Genomic DNA, 16,708 nt, shown 5'->3' with positions numbered 1-16,708 from the left:
ATAGCTGACGGACAATAAAAATCAAAAGCGTGCAGGGCGTGATAGACGTTGAGGCAAACACTGCCCGCTGGGCGGCTGATAGCCGTGTGACAAACTCTCCCAGGTAAAGTGCTGTGCCTGTTCGCAAGCCGTAGGTAAGCGCTCACCTACCGCTAAACGAGCGGCCAGGGCGGAAGCCAGCGTACATCCGGACCCGTGAAATACTTCCGGCAGCCTGGGCCACTGCCACTGGCGAGTGGTATCGGGCGAATGCAGTGTGTTGACCACCTGCTGCCCGCTGCCGGGCAGAGGCTCATCCGTGGCGGTGACCAGTACCGCCTGGCACCCGCGCGATAACAACGAAACAGCGCGGGCCGTATCATCGAACGGTGCGTCGATCTCAGGCGTGAGCGCGATCAGTTCATGACGGTTGGGCGTCAGGATATCCACAAGGGGAAGCAGACGGTCACTATAAAGCTTCTGCAAACGGGGTGTGGATAACTCAGTGCCGCCGCCCGCTTTCAAGACGGGGTCTGCCACCACCGGTACACCCGGAAAACGCCGCACGATCTGCTCGGCCGCACGCAAGGTCGCTTCGTCCGCCAGCAAGCCTAGCTTGATGGCGGCAATCTGCATGTCGACCAGCGCTTCTGCCATTTGCCGCATGGCAGCTGCATCGGCTGGCAATACCGTGGTGACATTATGGCAGTTCTGCACGGTCAGGGCGGTGGGAATGGTCACCGCCCAGCCACCACACGCGGCGATGGCTTCGCTATCGGCGACCAGTCCAGCGCCGCCGGTAGGGTCATGGCCTGCCAATACCAGTACAACGGGAGGAAGTGGTTGGCGCATCAAAAGGGTTTCACTACCGCCAGAAGAATGATGGCGATCAGGGCCACGACAGGGGCCTCATTGAACCAGCGGAAGAACACGTGGCTCTTGGTGCAGCGATCCTGGGCCAACTGCTTCAAATAGATCAGACATACGTGGTGATAGGCCACCAGCAATACCACCAGCGTCAGCTTCACGTGCATCCAGCCCTGAGTGAACCAGGCAGGTACCAGGTAAAGCAGCCAGCCGCCAAACAGCAGCACGACGATCATGGAGGGCGTCATGATGCCGCGATAAAGCTTGCGCTCCATGGTCTTGAAGTAGTCGATGGCCTGGACATCCCCCTTGTCGCGCGCCATCGCGTGGTACACGTATAGCCGTGGCAGATAGAACAGTGCAGCAAACCAGGTCACAACGGCCATCAGGTGAATGGCCTTTATCCACTCGTACATGGTCTCTCCTTAATAGGTGCGCTCATTGCGAAACAGTGGGGTCACGGGGGTCAGAATGACGTGTATCGGTATAGTGGTAATAGCGCTCGATGGCGCCGCGGGTAATGATACCTGAAATTCGCTGCTGCTTTGGCCGGTAGCCATGAATCACGTAGAGCGCATCCAGCGTATTGTCCTGCAGCTTGAGGAAGGCTTCCGACAGGGTGGCCTGCAAACCGATGGGGGCCATTTCCAGCCGCTGCCCGGGAATTTCCAGCAGGTCGATCAACTCCTCCTCTTGCGCGGCTCCCTCTTTCAAGGCTTCGTCATGCTCCAGCAACCAACGGGCCAGCTCTGCCGCTTTCAAGCCCAATACCGGCTTGTCGTCGCTGGATCGTTCGATCACCAGCCAGGTAGGGTTGGTCTCCAGCCGCTGGCGGGCCTGCTCGAGGGTGATCATGCGCTCGGTACGCACCAGAGAGCGCTCCATGACCGCCGGCACCGACACTCTGGAAAGTGCCTGCATCAACGGCTGCTGCAAGGGGTGCATGCCATACCGCACCGAACTGACGAAAAACCCTTCACAGCCCGTCAACTGTCGCGAGGTCAGGCAAGCCACCACCACCGCCAGCATGCCAGGCAACATCATGTGGGGGATGTGGGTCAACTCCAGCAGTGCCATCAAGGCCGCCAGCGGAGCCTGCAGCACAGCGCCCATCATGGCGGCCATCCCCAGCATGGCATAAATCCCGGGATCTGCCGCCTTGTCGGGCCATAGCCAGCCACCCAGCATGCCTGCCAGTGCGCCGGTGGCTGCGCCCGACACCAGCACGGGGCCGATGATACCGATCGGCACCCCGCCCGCCACGGTCAGGGCCGTGATCAGCAGTTTGCCGATCATCAGCGCCAGCAATACGCTAACGGTCAGTTGGTTATTCAGCGCCGCGGCCAGGCTATCGTAGCCAATGCCCTGTATTTCAGGAAACCACCACGCCAGTGCTCCCGTGGCCACTCCAACGCTGCCCAGCCTCAGCCATAACGGCAGCCCTTGCAGGAAGGCATGGCGTGCCAGATGAATGAATACGCCAGCCATCAGGCCAATCACCAGCCCCGTCACCACTATCCAGGGCAGGTTCATCAGCGAGCCAAGTGCTACTTCAGGGATGCGGAAGGCTGGCTCGTTGCCATACGCCAGCTGGGCCACCAGCGCACCCATGGTAGACGCCAGGATCACCGGCATGAAGCTCATCAGGGTGTACTCCATCATGACCACTTCCATGGCAAAGATGACCCCCGCGATGGGCGTATTGAAAGAGGCAGAAATACCCGCCGCCGTTCCACAGGCCACCAGCACACGCAGGCTGTTGTGCGGCAGCCGCAGCCGCATCCCCAGACCACTGGAAGCCGCCGCCCCCAGATGAATCGCCGGTCCTTCACGGCCAGCAGAGAGACCGCCCAACACCGATACCACCCCGACCCACCACTGGTTGAGCCAGTTACGCAGTGGAAAACGCCCCTGATGGTAGGTCAGGCGCTCGATGACATGGCCGACGCCCAGCTTGCGTGCGGTGGCCTTCTGACGATACAGCAGCACACCGATGACGCTCACGGCCAGCAGGGGCAGCAGCGCTCTGACCCACGGGGGCAGTGCTTCGAAGCCTTCCGGGTTACCGTTCGGCATGTACAGCGCGGCTCCCGCCTCCAGCAGCAGCCTGAACCCCACCATGACGGCCCCGGTCATGACACCAGACACCAGCCCCAGCACACACAGTTGCGGCAAGGCATCCACATTGGCCAGCTGGCGACGAAAACCCTCTAAGGTGAAATCTGACCGCGAAAAACCTGCCACAACGCTCGTCCTTGGGTGGGTAGAGTAGGTCTACGACACGCAGTGCTCTTCTGCGCCTGCTCTCTTGTGTATCATAGCTGGAGACACATCAACAGCCTCGCAAAACTTGCCAGGCTGCTAATTACCGCTGCCAGGACTGTGCAGAAGGCGCAAGGAGTGATCTGTGATAAACGTTGGCATTGTAGGCGGCACTGGCTACACCGGTGTTGAACTTCTGAGGCTGCTGGCCCAGCACCCCGAGGTAAATGTTCAAGCGATAACGTCGCGCTCGGAAGCAGGCGTCAAGGTCTGTGACATGTACCCCAACCTGCGAGGCCACTACGATACCCTGACCTTCAGTGAGCCCGATGCCAAGGCCCTGGGGGCCATGGACGCCGTCTTTTTTGCCACCCCTCATGGCGTGGCCCATGCGCTGGCAGGCGAGCTATTGGCCAACGGAACCCGCGTCATCGACCTGTCGGCCGACTTTCGCCTGCGCGATGCCGACGAGTGGAGCCGCTGGTACGACCAGCCCCATGGCGCCCCTGAACTGTTGAAGGAGGCGGTCTACGGTTTGCCGGAAATGCATCGTGAAAAGATCAAGACCGCACGTCTGATCGCGGTGCCCGGCTGCTACCCCACGGCGGTTCAACTGGGTTACCTGCCGCTGCTGGAAGCGGGCCTGATCGACCCGAATCAGCTGATTGCCGACTGCAAGTCCGGGGTGACCGGCGCTGGGCGGGGTGCCAAGGTCGCCTCGCTGCTGGCCGAAGCCAGCGAGTCCATGAAAGCCTACGGTGCAGGCGGCCATCGCCATCTGCCGGAAATTCGTCAGGGCCTGGGCGACATGCAGCCAGACACCGTGGGATTGACCTTCGTCCCCCACCTGACACCCATGATCCGCGGCATCCACGCCACGCTCTACAGCACCCTCAGCACCGAGCCAGGCGACTTGCAGGCGCTGTTCGAAAAACGCTTTGCCAATGAGCCGTTCGTGGACGTCATGCCCGCCGGCAGCCACCCGGAAACCCGCAGCGTAAAAGGCAACAATACCTGCCGCATCGCCGTGCATCGTCCGGGCAACGGCAATACGGTGGTGGTACTTTCCGTCATCGACAACCTGGTCAAGGGCGCCTCCGGACAGGCCATCCAGAACCTGAACCTGATGTTTGGCTTCGATGAGCAGATGGGCCTCAACGCCCCCGCTCTGATGCCTTAAACACCTCACAAAACCAGCATGCAGAGGGCAGCTCAGAGAGGAGGTCATTTGCCAATGCCGGAAAATGTTCCCAACAATTCCGGCATTTCCGCCATCCATGGCGGTCAGAAGGCAAATGTAGCTTCCATGGAAGGATTCACAGCGCCTCCTCGGCGAGTTGCCCTCTGCTTGATATACCAACGCAATAGTTGACCATTTTGCTGGGAATTACCCATAATCCCCCCATGCCATCTATTCGTTCCTAAAGCTCGCGGGAGGTACCCATGAGCGGTGCAGAAGCTTTTGTTCCAACCCCTTTAATGCTGTCCGACAGTGCGCGCCAGCGCATCAAGGCACTCATGGCCGAAGAGCACAATCCAGCCCTCAAGCTGCGTGTCTATGTCACCGGTGGTGGCTGTTCCGGCTTTCAGTATGGTTTTGACTTTGCCGACAACGTGGCAGAGGACGACACCCTGATCGAATTTGGAGATGCCACGCTGGTGGTAGACCCGCTCTCCTACCAATACCTGGTCGGCTCTACCGTGGACTACGAAGAGGGCCTGGCAGGGGCGCGTTTTCGCGTGCAAAACCCCAATGCCACCACCACCTGCGGCTGTGGTGCCTCGTTCATGGTATGACCAGCGTTGGTCGCAACGACTTCCCCATGACTTGACGCCTTGGCGGTTTCTCGCCAAGGTAAAAAGGTCAATAACGGTTCATCGACCGGTTTATCGAAGAAACACGCTATAAACGGTGACGGAAACCACATAAAACTCGGGGAAACTAATGAAACACTTTTTTACCACCTCCGCTATCGCCACTGCCGTTGCACTGGGCTTGGGCAGTACCACTGCGTTTGCTGACACACCCACGGTCAATGTGGTGACTGACCCAAGCTTTGTGCCCTTCGAGATGCTCGACCCCGAAACCGGTGAAATGATCGGCTTCGACATGGACATCATCAACGAAATCGCCGAACGGGCTGGCTTCGACGTCAATCTCACCACCATGGAGTTCGCGGGCATCATTCCGGCCGTCCAGACCGGCAGCCAGGAAATTGCCATTGCCGGTGTGACCATCACCGAAGAGCGTGCGCAGATCGTCGACTTCTCTGATCCCTACTACGACTCGGGCCTGCAGATCATCGTGCGTGCCGACAACGATGACGTAGAGTCCATCGAAGACCTGGCCGGGCTCTCCATCGCCACGCGCATCGGCTCCACCAGCTACGACTTCCTGCAAGAGCAGCTGGGCGACGACGCCGATATCACTCCCTATCCAGGCAATAGCGACATGTACATGGCCCTGCTGGGGCGTAACGTCGATGCCGCGTTCTACGATGCCCCCAACGTTGCCTACTTCTCGCAAACACGCGGTGAAGGTCGCACCAAGGTCGTCGGCCCCCTGTACGAAGGCCAGCAGTACGGCATCGTTTTCCACAAGGGTAGCCAGTGGGTAGAACCCGCCAATGAAGCACTCGCGGCCATGCGTGAAGACGGCACCTACGACGAGATTTACCAGAAGTGGTTTGGTGAGTCCTCCGACGAAGAGTAAGCACTGTCTGAGGTAAGTGCATTATCTCGCGTTTACAGGGCCGGGCGGCCTAGCCCCCGGCCCTGAATCATTGTGTGGTGCTGTTCTGGAGACGTCACGTGGAAGTCACTTTTCAATTCGACTGGGCGGCCGCTTTCCGCTCGATTCCCTACTTGTTACCCGGTATTCCGTGGACACTGCTGATCTCGTTCGGCGGCCTGGCCATTGGCTTTTTCATCGGCATCTTCTTTGGCCTGCTGCGCATCAGCCGCACGCGCTGGCTGCGCTGGCCAGCCATCCTGTATGTCGAAGTCTTTCGCGGTACACCCATCCTGGTGCAGGTGCTGTTCATTTTCTACGGCCTGCCCCAACTACTGGGTGGCCCCATCAATGCGCTGGTGGCCGGCATTGCCGCCATTGCCGTCAATTCAGGGGCCTATATCTCCGAAATCGTACGCGGAGGCGTGCAGTCGATCGAACGCGGGCAACGCGAAGCATCGCTGTCGCTGGGGCTCTCCCGAGCGCAGTCGTTTCGTTACGTCATCTGGCCTCAAGCCTTCCGCCGCATGATCCCTCCGCTGGGCAACCAGGGCATCATCAGCATCAAGGACACCTCGCTGTTTTCCGTCATCGGGGTGGGCGAGCTGGTGCGCCAAGGGCAGATCTACATTGCCACCACCTTCACGGCGCTGGAAGTCTATTTCATGGTCGCCCTGATGTACCTGGCCATTACCTGGACCCTCTCTATCATCCTGCGCCAGTTGGAACGGCGCGGCGTCGTTGGCCAATAAGGAGCGCACAATGACTTCGACCTCATCGCCCATTGTGCAAATGCAGAAGCTCAACAAGCACTTTGGCAGCCTGCATGTGCTCAAGAACATCGATCTGGAAATCGTCCCTGGAGAAGTCGTCGTCGTGATCGGCGCCAGCGGCTCTGGTAAATCCACGCTGATCCGCTGCATCAACGGGCTGGAAGAGTTTCAGTCCGGCAGCCTCGATGTCGATGGCAATACGCTGCTGCCCGATGGCAAAAGCAGTAAGGCCCTGCAAACCATCCGCACCGAAGTCGGCATGGTGTTCCAGCAGTTCAACCTCTTCCCCCATCTGAGCGTCATCGACAACATTACCCTGGCCCCCATGAAAGTGCGTGGCTGGAGCCGTAAGGATGCCGAAGAGACGGCTCAGCGGCTGTTGGAACGCGTCGGCATTGCCGATCAGGCACAGAAGTACCCCAGCCAGCTCTCTGGAGGGCAGCAGCAGCGGGTCGCCCTGGCCCGCGCGCTGGCCATGGAACCCCGGCTCATGCTCTTCGACGAGCCCACCTCGGCGCTAGACCCGGAGATGATCGGTGAAGTGCTGGACGCCATGCGTGAGCTGGCCAAGGAAGGCATGACCATGGTCATCGTGACCCATGAAATGGGCTTTGCGCGGGAAGTAGCCGACCGCGTCATCTTCATTCACAAAGGGGAAATCACCGAGCAAGGGCCACCGGAACAGCTGTTCGATGCACCTCAGCATGAACGCACCCAGTCCTTCTTGGCGCGCGTATTGAAGCACTAGCAGCCCATCAGAGTACCTCCGCGACCGGCCTGTCCTTGCGACAGGCCTTTTTTTTGCCTGTGGATAATATTTTTTCCTCGGCGGTCACTATCTGGCTAACACCCGCGCCATGGGCATCTTTCAACGCATATGATGGTCACCAGATCACTTGTTCACAGGTGCGGTAACAAGCGCGGTAGCCAGCGGTGGATAAGCCGTCGTTAACCTGGCCTGTGGGTAAGTAAGCTTTTCATCCACAGCTCTGTCACCGCTTCTACGCAGGCACTCCGCCGGTTCGCCACTGCTTGGTCAACAATACAAATCCATGATATATATGGCAAAAAATCATTTATCAACAGATTTTGTCCACACCATTAGTAACTACATTTACAGAACTTCTCTTATATATTTTTATTTTGTTATTAATTTATAAAACCGCTGATAGAAGGGGTGTGGAAAAACCTGACGGTTACCCACAGGAGGTTTATACTGGCGGGCTTATTCCAACAGCGGTGATCCGCTGACCACATCATCCGTGCCTTGGGCACAAGACGAGGTGTCTCTTGAACTACCCCGACCGCTTTGACGTGATTGTCATCGGCGGTGGCCATGCGGGAACCGAAGCCGCATTGGCCTCTGCTCGCATGGGCTGTCAAACCCTATTGCTGACACACAACATCGAGACGCTGGGCCAAATGTCCTGCAATCCCGCCATTGGTGGGATCGGCAAGAGCCATCTGGTCAAGGAGATCGATGCGTTGGGTGGTGCCATGGGGCTAGCCACGGATTTGGGCGGCATCCAGTTTCGAGTACTCAACGCACGTAAGGGGCCTGCCGTACGCGCGACCCGCGCCCAGGCAGACAGGATCCGCTACAAGGCCGCCATTCGCGGCATGCTGGAAAACCAGCCGAACCTGACGATTTTTCAGCAGGCGGCTGGCGACCTCATTGTGGATAACGACACCGTACGCGGTGTAGTGACCGAGACAGGCATTCGTTTTCATGCCGAGTCGGTAGTGCTGAGCACGGGCACGTTCCTTGGCGGGGTTATCCACATCGGGTTGGATCAAAGCCGTGGTGGCCGCGCAGGCGACCCGCCTTCCAATGCGCTGGCCGAGCGACTGCGGGCACTGCCTTTTCACGTCGACAGGTTGAAGACCGGTACCCCTCCGCGTATCGATGCCAAATCCGTCGACTTTTCACAGCTAGAAGAGCAGCCAGGCGACACGCCCACGCCGATCATGTCCTACCTGGGGCATCGGGGCATGCATCCTCAGCAAGTGAGCTGCCATATTGCGCACACCAACGAGCGCACCCACGAGATCATCCTGAACAACCTCGATCGTTCCCCCATGTACTCTGGGGTAATTGAGGGCATCGGCCCCCGCTACTGCCCGTCGATCGAAGACAAGGTGCATCGCTTCGCCGACAAATCGAGCCATCAGGTGTTCATCGAACCGGAAGGTCTGGATACCCACGAGCTCTACCCCAACGGGATCTCCACCTCACTGCCCTTCGATGTGCAGCTGCAGGTCGTGCGCTCTATCAAAGGGTTGGAAAATGCTCATATCACGCGCCCGGGTTATGCCATCGAGTATGACTTCTTCGACCCGCGGGATTTGAAGCACTCGCTGGAAACCAAATTTATCCACAACCTGTTTTTTGCCGGGCAGATCAACGGCACCACTGGCTACGAAGAAGCGGGTGCTCAAGGGTTGCTGGCGGGGCTTAACGCGGCACGGCGAGCCAAGCAGCTGGAGGCGTGGTACCCACGTCGTGACGAGGCGTATCTAGGCGTTCTGGTGGATGACCTGATCACCATGGGCACCAAGGAACCCTATCGCATGTTCACGTCGCGCGCCGAGTATCGGCTGTTGCTGCGTGAAGACAATGCCGACCTCCGCCTGACCGAGCAGGGCCGCCAGCTGGGGTTGGTCGATGACACCCGCTGGGCGGCTTTCAGCCAGAAACGTGATGCCATCGAGCGTGAAGCCACGCGCTTGTCCAGCGCCTGGGTACATCCCAACAGCCCGGCTGCCGCCCGCATCGCCGAGAAAACCGGCAAGCCGCTGTCGCGGGAGTACTGCCTGAGCGATTTGCTGAAGCGCCCTGAACTGACCTACGCCGATATTACCGACCTGCCGGGCATGGAAAGCGGCGGCGTGGAGGATGAAGCTGTCGCCGAACAGGTGCAGATTCAGGCCAAGTATCAGGGGTACATCGATCGTCAGCAGGACGAAATCGACAAGCTCAAGCGCCACGAAGCCACAGCGCTCCCCGCTGAGCTGGATTATCACAACGTGGAGGGGCTCTCCCACGAGATTCGCCAGAAGCTCAGCGCCGCGCGGCCGGAAACCCTTGCCCAGGCTGCCCGTATCTCTGGAGTGACGCCTGCTGCCGTCTCGATACTGCTGATTCACCTGAAAAAGCGCCGCCTGATCAGCCATACCGAGGTCGCCAACGGATGAGTTTCTTGCCGCCGCTGATTGAAAGCCTGCCCGCTAGTGTGGCCCCCAGACTGGAGCAAGGGCTGTCCCAACTGGATATCGCCATTACGCCCGCCCAGCGTGAGCAGCTGCTGGGGCTGCTGGCGCTATTGCACAAGTGGAACCGGGCTTATAACCTCACCGCCGTACGCGACGTCGATGAAATGGTGTCTCGCCACGTGCTGGACAGTGCGGCGGTGGCGCCCTTCATACGGGGGCCCCGACTTCTGGACGTAGGCGCCGGGCCAGGCTTGCCTGGACTGGTGCTGGCGATTTTGAAGCCCGAACTTCAGGTGACGCTGCTGGACAGCAACGGCAAGAAGGTTCGCTTCCAACGGCAGGCCGTCATGGAGCTGGCGCTGAGCAATGTGACGCCCACTCAGGCAAGGGTCGAACAGTTTGCGGGCCAGCACTTCGATCAGGTGATCTCGCGGGCCTTCGCCAGCCTGGTGGACTTCGTGACCTTGACACGCCCGCTACCGACCGCCGACGGCCAGTGGCTGGCCATGAAGGGCCCCGGTGCCGATGACGAGCTGCGCGACCTGCCAGCAGGTGTTGAACTGAACGCTCGGCACCTGTTGAATGTACCCTTCGAGACGGCCGAGCGGCAGCTGTTGATCCTGACCCCAAAAGGAGTTGAGTAGTGAGCCAGATCATTGCCCTGACCAACCAAAAAGGCGGCGTGGGCAAGACCACTTCAGCCGTCAATCTGGCCGCCAGCCTGGCCGCCCTGGACCGGCGCGTACTGTTGGTCGACCTCGACCCCCAGGGGCATGCCAGCATGGGCAGTGGGATCGACAAGTACGATCTGGAAAAGAGCGTGCTGGACGTGCTCTTGGGGGAAACCTCGGCCAGCGACGCCATCGTGCGCGGTTTGTCGGTTCGTTACGATGTCTTGCCGGGCAATGGCGATTTGACGGCGGCGGAAGTCGAGCTGCTGGACGCCGAGCAGCGGCAGAGTCGCCTTTCTCAGGCGCTGGCCAGCGTGGCCGACGAATACGATGTGGTGCTGATCGACTGCCCGCCGTCGCTGAACATGCTCACGGTGAATGCGCTTACTGCAGCCCATGGCGTACTGATCCCGCTGCAGTGTGAATTTTACGCTCTGGAAGGACTCTCGGCGCTGCTGGATACCGTGGAACAGATCAAGCAGAGCGTGAACCCCGAGCTTGCCGTCTCCGGTATCCTGCGCACCATGTACGACAAGCGCACCAGCCTCACGCGGGAAGTGGACAAGCAGCTACGCGACTTTTTCGGCGATGCGCTGCTGAAAACCACCATTCCGCGCAACGTGAAAGTGGCAGAAGCGCCAAGCCATGGCCTTCCCGTGACCCAGTACGCCCGTTTTTCGCGGGGCAGCCAGGCCTACCGCGTGCTGGCCAAAGAGATGATTCGACGGTTGTCACTGTAACGCCTGTCGTTACGGCGGCTGTCGCTGTAAGGTTCGAAGTACGTAACGTTCAACGAGGGAAAGCGAATGACGCGTAAACGCGCGCTAGGACGTGGCCTGGATGCCCTGATTGGTGCGGGCGCCCGTCGTCGTGACAGTTTGGACCTGACCAGCAGCGCCTCGCAAGGCACAGAGGCGCTGCTGCCAGAAGGCTCCGCCGCCGAGGCAACGCAGGACGATGTCCATGCCGAACGCCTGGAGCGGCTGCCGCTGGGGCAACTGACCCGGGGCAAGTACCAGCCTCGCCGCGACATTCAGCCCGAGGCACTGGAGGAGCTTGCCGACTCCATTCGCGCCCAGGGGGTCATGCAGCCGATCGTCGTTCGCCCGATTGGCCCGGACCGCTATGAAATCATTGCCGGTGAACGGCGCTGGCGCGCTGCCCAACTGGCCGAGCTGGATGTCATTCCGGCGGTCATTCGCCATGTCAGCGACGACGTAGCGCTGGCGCTGGCGCTGATCGAGAACATTCAGCGTGAAAACCTCAATGCCATCGAAGAAGCGCTGGCGTTAAAACGCCTGGCAGAAGAGTTCGAGCTTACCCAGCAGCAGGTGGCCGATGCCGTGGGCAAATCCCGCACGCAGGTGGCCAACCTGCTGCGTTTGTTGGCCCTGGACCCGGAAGTGCAGACCCTGCTGGAGCGTGGCGATCTGGATATGGGGCATGCTCGTGCCCTACTGTCGTTGAACAGCGCCCAGCAACGCCAGGTGGCCCATGAAGTGGTCAACAAGGACCTGACGGTGAGAGACACCGAGGCGCTGGTCAAGAAGGTGCACGACACTCAGCAGTCACCGGTAGCATCGGCCAAAAAAGTGGCCAAGACCGCCGATGTGGCGCGCCTCGAAACGCACCTGGGCGAGCTACTGGGCGCGCCTGTCTCCATCGACCACGGTCAAAAGGGCAAAGGAAAAGTCACCATACGTTATACAAGCCTTGAAGAGCTGGATGGCATTCTTGCCCATATAAAGTAGCAGGCTAATGAAATAAGCGGCCTTTTTTTAACCCTTTGGTCGCAAGTAAACGCCAAAACGTGCGAAATCCGTGCAACTTCGGTTGAAGGTGTGATAGCGCTTCCCTATAATCCGCCGTGTTTGTCGAAAGCTTGCTTGGACGAACGGGCGTACTCGTTACCCCATTGAGCAGCAGCCCAGCCTGCACGGAGTCGTGGTCAAAGTGAAAAGTGCAGCGCCTGTCCGTCGGCGTCTATTGGATTTTCGGCGGCTGTTTCTTGCTCAGCTGGTGGCGATCTTGCTGGTGGCCATGTTGGCAAGCGTCATGGTCGGCATCGAGGCAGCAGGGTCTGCCTTGTCGGGGGGGCTGATTAGCCTTCTACCGACCATCTATTTTGTGTGGCGTGGTCAAAGGCAGCAGCGTAACCGCCAACCACAGCGTAATGTGCTCAACTTGTACCAGGCTGCAGCAGGCAAGTTTGGTTTGACGGTGGCGTTATTCGCCATAGTGCTGACGATAGCGCCCCCTTCAAACCCAGCTTTTTTCTTTGTCGCCTATGTGGTGGCCCAACTGATGCACTGGCTAGCCCCTTGGCTCGTGCGTGAGCGGTCAACCCCTTAAACTTGAGGAAGCAGTATGGCAGCGGATAACGAAATATCGGCCATCTATTACATACAGCACCACCTCCAGAACCTGACGTTCGGAAAGCACCCGGAAAATGGTTGGTCGCTTGCGTCCACCTCTGCCGAAGCGACCGAAATGGGTTTTTGGGCCATTCACCTGGACACGATGGGTTGGTCCATCGGCATGGGTGCTCTGTTCCTGTGGCTGTTCCATAAAGCGGGCAAGGCAGCGACCACCGGTGTTCCGGGCGGTCTGCAGAATGCCGTTGAAATGGTCATCGAGTTCATCGATAACCTGACTCGCTCTACCTTCCACGGCAACAACAAGAACATCGGCCCGATCGCCTTGACGCTGTTCATGTGGATTCTGCTGATGAACAGCCTCAAGCTGATCCCGCTGGACTACTTCCCGGAGCTGTTCGGCAAGCTGGGCGTGGGCTACATGAAAATCGTTCCCACCACCGACATCAACGCCACGCTGGGTATGGCCATCGGCGTCTTCCTGATGATCATCTACTACAGCTGCAAGGTGAAAGGTGTTGCTGGGTTCGGCAAGGAGCTGGCGCTGACGCCGTTCAATACCTGGCTGCTGGCACCGTTCAACCTGATCCTCGAAATCGTCGGCCTGCTGGTCAAACCGATCAGCCTTGGTTTCCGTCTGTTCGGCGCCATGTTTGCCGGTGAAGTTATCTTTATCCTGATTGCCCTGCTACCGTTTTGGGCGATCTGGATGCTGGATGTGCCGTGGGCCATCTTCCATATTCTGGTGGTTTCGCTGCAGGCCTTCATCTTTACGACGCTGTCTATCGTTTACTTGAGCGCCGCGCACGAGCATCACTAAACCCGAGCAACGCTTTGCATTAAACCCTTAACCTAAACCCTTGAAATTAACGCACTATCAGGAGCTTCATCATGGAAATCGTCTACATTGCTGCCGCCATCATCATCAGTGTTAGCGCCCTGACCACTGGCTTTGGTTTCGCCATGCTGGGTGGCAAGCTGCTGGACAACACCGCTCGTCAGCCTGAGCTGAGCGACCAGCTGCAAACTCGTACCTTCATCATGGCCGGTCTGCTTGACGCCGTACCGATGATCGGTGTTGGTATCGCGATGTACCTGATCTTCGTTGTTGCCGGTTAATGCAGCTTGACCGAGCGGGCAACCGCTCGGTTTTGTTTCACTCCGGTCGCCACGAATTTGTCAGAGGTACATCCCTGTGAATATCAACATGACGCTTATCGGGCAAACGATCGCCTTCGCGATCTTTGTCTGGTTTTGCATAAAGTATGTGTGGCCTCCGATCAGCAACGCGCTTCACGAGCGTCAGAAAAAGATTGCTGATGGCTTGGACGCAGCCAGCCGTGCAACGCGTGACCTTGAGCTCGCTCAAGAGCGTGCCGAGCAGACACTGCGTGAAAGCAAGGAGCAGGCATCTCAAATCCTCGAGCAAGCGAACAAGCGCTCTGCGCAGATGATCGAAGAAGCACGTGAACAAGCACGTGCCGAAGGCGAGCGTCTGGTGGCCAGTGCTCGGGCTGAAATTGAGCAAGAAATCAATCGCGCGAAAGACGAGTTGCGTGCGCAGGTTTCTCACCTTGCGATCATAGGCGCCGAGCGTGTTCTTGAAGCCTCTGTTGACGAGAAAGCGCACCGCGACTTGCTTGATAAGCTTGCCGCTGAACTGTAAGGAGGTGATCCATGGCGGAACAAACGACCGTCGCTCGTCCTTACGCCAAAGCGGCGTTTGAATACGCGCGCGATCATCAGGCACTGGATACCTGGTCTCAGTCACTGACAATGGCAGGTCTCGTTGTCAAGGATCATCAGGTCGCCAACCTGTTAGGTAGTCCCAAACTGAGTAGCGAACAGAAAGTGGCGTTGCTGGCTGACATGCTGGGCGACGGTGCCGATGACGCTTTCCAGCGGTTTCTCACCACCCTGGCCGACCAGCGTCGGTTGATGGCGTTGAGTGCAATCGCTGAACAGTTTGAACACCTTCGCGCAGAACATGAAAAGCGTATCGACGTCACTGTGGTTTCAGCCTACAAGCTGGATAGCAAGCAGCAGACCAAGCTGGCAAACGCGCTCAAGAAACGTCTGAATCGCGAAATCTCCATTACTACTCAGGTCGACAAGTCGCTCATTGGCGGTGTCATCCTGCGTGCCGGTGATACCGTCATTGACGGTTCGGTGCGTGGTCGATTGAACCGTCTTTCCGAAGCGCTGACCGCTTGAGTCTGAGGGACATGGCATGCAGCAACTGAATCCTTCCGAGATCAGCGACATCATCAAGCAGCGAATTGAGAAGCTTGACGTCGCATCCGAAGCCCGTAATCAGGGCACCATCGTCAGCGTTTCCGACGGTATCGTGAAAATTCACGGCCTCGAAGACGCGATGTTCGGTGAAATGATTGAATTCCCCAACAGCATCTTCGGCATGGTACTCAACCTGGAGCGTGACTCCGTGGGTGCCGTTGTCCTGGGTGACTACCTGCAGCTTGAAGAAGGCATGACCGCTCAGTGTACCGGTCGTATTCTTGAAGTTCCGGTAGGCCCCGAGCTGGTGGGTCGCGTTGTCGACGCGCTGGGTAACCCCATCGACGGCAAGGGCGACATCAATGCCAAGCTGACCGACGCGGTAGAAAAGGTAGCGCCTGGCGTTATCACCCGTCAGTCCGTTGACGAGCCCATCCAGACGGGTCTGAAGTCCATCGACGCCATGGTGCCGATCGGTCGTGGTCAGCGTGAGCTGATCATCGGCGACCGTCAGATCGGTAAATCCGCCATTGCCATCGATGCGATCATCAACCAGAAAGGCAAGGGCGTGACCTGTGTCTACGTGGCCATCGGTCAGAAGCAGTCGACCATTGCCAACGTGGTGCGCAAGCTCGAAGAGCACGGCGCGATGGAGCACACCATCGTGGTGGCGGCTGGCGCTGCCGACCCGGCACCCATGCAGTTCCTGGCGGCCTACTCTGGCTGCACCATGGGCGAGTACTTCCGTGACCGTGGCGAAGACGCGCTGATCGTGTATGACGATCTCTCCAAGCAGGCCGTTGCCTACCGTCAGGTATCGCTGCTGCTGCGTCGTCCGCCGGGCCGCGAAGCTTACCCGGGTGACGTGTTCTATCTCCACTCGCGTCTGCTGGAGCGCGCCGCGCGCGTCAACGCTGACTACGTCGAGAAGTTCACCAACGGCGAAGTGAAAGGCAAGACCGGTTCCTTGACCGCGCTGCCGATCATCGAAACCCAGGGCGGTGACGTATCGGCCTTCGTTCCGACCAACGTCATCTCCATCACCGATGGGCAGATCTTCCTGGAAACCAACCTGTTCAACTCCGGTATTCGTCCGGCGATCAACGCAGGTCTGTCGGTTTCTCGTGTTGGTGGTGCCGCACAGACCAAGATCATCAAGAAGTTGGGTGGTGGTGTGCGTCTGGCGCTGGCTCAGTACCGCGAACTGGCGGCGTTCTCGCAGTTTGCCTCTGACCTGGATGAAGCCACGCGTAAGCAGCTCGAGCACGGACAGCGTGTTACCGAGCTGATGAAGCAGAAGCAGTACTCGCCGATGTCCGTGGCGGAAATGGCCCTGTCTCTGTACGCTGCCAACGAAGGTTACCTGGACGATGTGAGCGTCGAGAAGGTGCTGGGCTTCGAACGTGCTCTGCACGACTACATGAAGTCCGAGCACGGCGAGCTGCTCGACAAGATCAACCAGACCGGCGACTACAACGGCGAGATTCAGGACGGTTTGAAGTCGGGTCTCGAGAAGTTCAAGGCGACTCAGAGCTGGTAATGTCTGGCCCGCCTGCGGGCGGGCTTGCATGCTTTCTGAGAGCCACGAACGAAGGGTAGATC

The 16,708-nt window shown here is 58.8% G+C and carries 18 protein-coding genes; 15 read left to right on the top strand and 3 right to left on the bottom strand.

Annotated features, from left to right (window positions below; translation table 11 throughout):
- Positions 1–21: 21 nt before the first annotated feature.
- Genes KVY02_RS00210 through KVY02_RS00200 form a run of 3 tightly spaced genes read right to left on the bottom strand, consistent with a single transcriptional unit; the run spans position 22 to position 3,090 of the window.
- Positions 22–831, bottom strand: a complete 810-nt coding sequence (locus KVY02_RS00210; RefSeq protein ID WP_100731119.1) for a bifunctional hydroxymethylpyrimidine kinase/phosphomethylpyrimidine kinase — start codon at positions 829–831, stop codon at positions 22–24.
- Positions 831–1,262: a protoporphyrinogen oxidase HemJ gene (gene hemJ / locus KVY02_RS00205; RefSeq protein WP_016915595.1), complete on the bottom strand. Its 432-nt coding sequence runs from the start codon at positions 1,260–1,262 to the stop codon at positions 831–833. The genes KVY02_RS00210 and hemJ overlap by 1 nt, the downstream gene beginning before the upstream one ends.
- Before the next feature lie 22 nt (positions 1,263–1,284).
- On the bottom strand, positions 1,285–3,090 hold the full coding sequence (locus KVY02_RS00200; RefSeq protein WP_218314092.1) for a chloride channel protein: 1,806 nt from the start codon (positions 3,088–3,090) through the stop codon (positions 1,285–1,287).
- Between the two features lie 163 nt (positions 3,091–3,253).
- Here KVY02_RS00200 and argC point away from each other — a divergent pair, with 163 nt between their 5' ends.
- From argC to atpA, 15 genes are all read left to right on the top strand, one after another.
- Complete coding sequence (gene argC / locus KVY02_RS00195; RefSeq protein ID WP_081138476.1) at positions 3,254–4,288, top strand: N-acetyl-gamma-glutamyl-phosphate reductase; 1,035 nt, start codon at positions 3,254–3,256, stop codon at positions 4,286–4,288.
- Between the two features lie 263 nt (positions 4,289–4,551).
- Positions 4,552–4,905 (top strand): iron-sulfur cluster insertion protein ErpA, encoded by a 354-nt coding sequence (erpA, locus tag KVY02_RS00190; RefSeq protein ID WP_026001913.1) that lies wholly within the window; start codon positions 4,552–4,554, stop codon positions 4,903–4,905.
- 148 nt (positions 4,906–5,053) lie between these two features.
- Positions 5,054–5,821 (top strand): transporter substrate-binding domain-containing protein, encoded by a 768-nt coding sequence (locus KVY02_RS00185; RefSeq protein ID WP_100731122.1) that lies wholly within the window; start codon positions 5,054–5,056, stop codon positions 5,819–5,821.
- Between the two features lie 98 nt (positions 5,822–5,919).
- On the top strand, positions 5,920–6,591 hold the full coding sequence (locus KVY02_RS00180) for an amino acid ABC transporter permease (RefSeq protein ID WP_016915590.1): 672 nt from the start codon (positions 5,920–5,922) through the stop codon (positions 6,589–6,591).
- Positions 6,592–6,601: 10 nt separating this feature from the next.
- On the top strand, positions 6,602–7,360 hold the full coding sequence (locus KVY02_RS00175; RefSeq protein WP_016915589.1) for an amino acid ABC transporter ATP-binding protein: 759 nt from the start codon (positions 6,602–6,604) through the stop codon (positions 7,358–7,360).
- 542 nt (positions 7,361–7,902) lie between these two features.
- Positions 7,903–9,807, top strand: coding sequence for a tRNA uridine-5-carboxymethylaminomethyl(34) synthesis enzyme MnmG (gene mnmG, locus KVY02_RS00170; protein ID WP_016915588.1), 1,905 nt, complete (start codon positions 7,903–7,905; stop codon positions 9,805–9,807).
- Positions 9,804–10,469, top strand: a complete 666-nt coding sequence (rsmG, locus tag KVY02_RS00165) for a 16S rRNA (guanine(527)-N(7))-methyltransferase RsmG (protein ID WP_218314091.1) — start codon at positions 9,804–9,806, stop codon at positions 10,467–10,469. The genes mnmG and rsmG overlap by 4 nt, the downstream gene beginning before the upstream one ends.
- Positions 10,469–11,236, top strand: a complete 768-nt coding sequence (locus KVY02_RS00160; RefSeq protein WP_039179044.1) for a ParA family protein — start codon at positions 10,469–10,471, stop codon at positions 11,234–11,236. The genes rsmG and KVY02_RS00160 overlap by 1 nt, the downstream gene beginning before the upstream one ends.
- A 66-nt stretch (positions 11,237–11,302) precedes the next feature.
- Positions 11,303–12,247: a ParB/RepB/Spo0J family partition protein gene (locus KVY02_RS00155; protein WP_218314090.1), complete on the top strand. Its 945-nt coding sequence runs from the start codon at positions 11,303–11,305 to the stop codon at positions 12,245–12,247.
- Between the two features lie 202 nt (positions 12,248–12,449).
- Positions 12,450–12,848, top strand: coding sequence for an ATP synthase subunit I (locus KVY02_RS00150; RefSeq protein ID WP_256357540.1), 399 nt, complete (start codon positions 12,450–12,452; stop codon positions 12,846–12,848).
- Between the two features lie 15 nt (positions 12,849–12,863).
- The gene (gene atpB, locus KVY02_RS00145) at positions 12,864–13,691 is read left to right on the top strand and encodes a F0F1 ATP synthase subunit A (protein WP_016915583.1); all 828 of its coding nucleotides are present in this window, start codon (positions 12,864–12,866) and stop codon (positions 13,689–13,691) included.
- A 71-nt stretch (positions 13,692–13,762) separates the two neighbouring features.
- On the top strand, positions 13,763–13,990 hold the full coding sequence (gene atpE / locus KVY02_RS00140; RefSeq protein ID WP_016915582.1) for a F0F1 ATP synthase subunit C: 228 nt from the start codon (positions 13,763–13,765) through the stop codon (positions 13,988–13,990).
- Between the two features lie 76 nt (positions 13,991–14,066).
- Complete coding sequence (locus tag KVY02_RS00135; RefSeq protein ID WP_016915581.1) at positions 14,067–14,537, top strand: F0F1 ATP synthase subunit B; 471 nt, start codon at positions 14,067–14,069, stop codon at positions 14,535–14,537.
- A gap of 11 nt (positions 14,538–14,548) precedes the next feature.
- Positions 14,549–15,085, top strand: coding sequence for a F0F1 ATP synthase subunit delta (locus tag KVY02_RS00130; protein ID WP_100731126.1), 537 nt, complete (start codon positions 14,549–14,551; stop codon positions 15,083–15,085).
- A gap of 16 nt (positions 15,086–15,101) precedes the next feature.
- The gene (atpA, locus tag KVY02_RS00125) at positions 15,102–16,646 is read left to right on the top strand and encodes a F0F1 ATP synthase subunit alpha (protein WP_100731127.1); all 1,545 of its coding nucleotides are present in this window, start codon (positions 15,102–15,104) and stop codon (positions 16,644–16,646) included.
- Positions 16,647–16,708 lie beyond the last annotated feature (62 nt).

The sequence above is a fragment of the Halomonas sp. 18071143 genome (assembly GCF_019211725.1).
Classification (GTDB): Bacteria; Pseudomonadota; Gammaproteobacteria; order Pseudomonadales; family Halomonadaceae; genus Vreelandella; species Vreelandella stevensii.
The sequence above is the reverse complement of the archived record's forward strand: the minus strand, read 5'-3'. Positions and strand labels throughout refer to the sequence as shown.

Excerpts from the sequence above, each read along its gene's own strand:
- KVY02_RS00210 (WP_100731119.1), bottom strand. The coding sequence starts at position 831 with ATGCGCCAACCACTTCCTCCCGTTGTACTGGTATTGGCAGGCCATGAC.
- hemJ (WP_016915595.1), bottom strand. The coding sequence starts at position 1,262 with ATGTACGAGTGGATAAAGGCCATTCACCTGATGGCCGTTGTGACCTGG.
- erpA (WP_026001913.1), top strand. The coding sequence starts at position 4,552 with ATGAGCGGTGCAGAAGCTTTTGTTCCAACCCCTTTAATGCTGTCCGAC.
- KVY02_RS00185 (WP_100731122.1), top strand. The coding sequence starts at position 5,054 with ATGAAACACTTTTTTACCACCTCCGCTATCGCCACTGCCGTTGCACTG.
- KVY02_RS00175 (WP_016915589.1), top strand. The coding sequence starts at position 6,602 with ATGACTTCGACCTCATCGCCCATTGTGCAAATGCAGAAGCTCAACAAG.
- rsmG (WP_218314091.1), top strand. The coding sequence starts at position 9,804 with ATGAGTTTCTTGCCGCCGCTGATTGAAAGCCTGCCCGCTAGTGTGGCC.
- KVY02_RS00155 (WP_218314090.1), top strand. The coding sequence starts at position 11,303 with ATGACGCGTAAACGCGCGCTAGGACGTGGCCTGGATGCCCTGATTGGT.
- atpB (WP_016915583.1), top strand. The coding sequence starts at position 12,864 with ATGGCAGCGGATAACGAAATATCGGCCATCTATTACATACAGCACCAC.
- atpE (WP_016915582.1), top strand. The coding sequence starts at position 13,763 with ATGGAAATCGTCTACATTGCTGCCGCCATCATCATCAGTGTTAGCGCC.
- KVY02_RS00130 (WP_100731126.1), top strand. The coding sequence starts at position 14,549 with ATGGCGGAACAAACGACCGTCGCTCGTCCTTACGCCAAAGCGGCGTTT.
- atpA (WP_100731127.1), top strand. The coding sequence starts at position 15,102 with ATGCAGCAACTGAATCCTTCCGAGATCAGCGACATCATCAAGCAGCGA.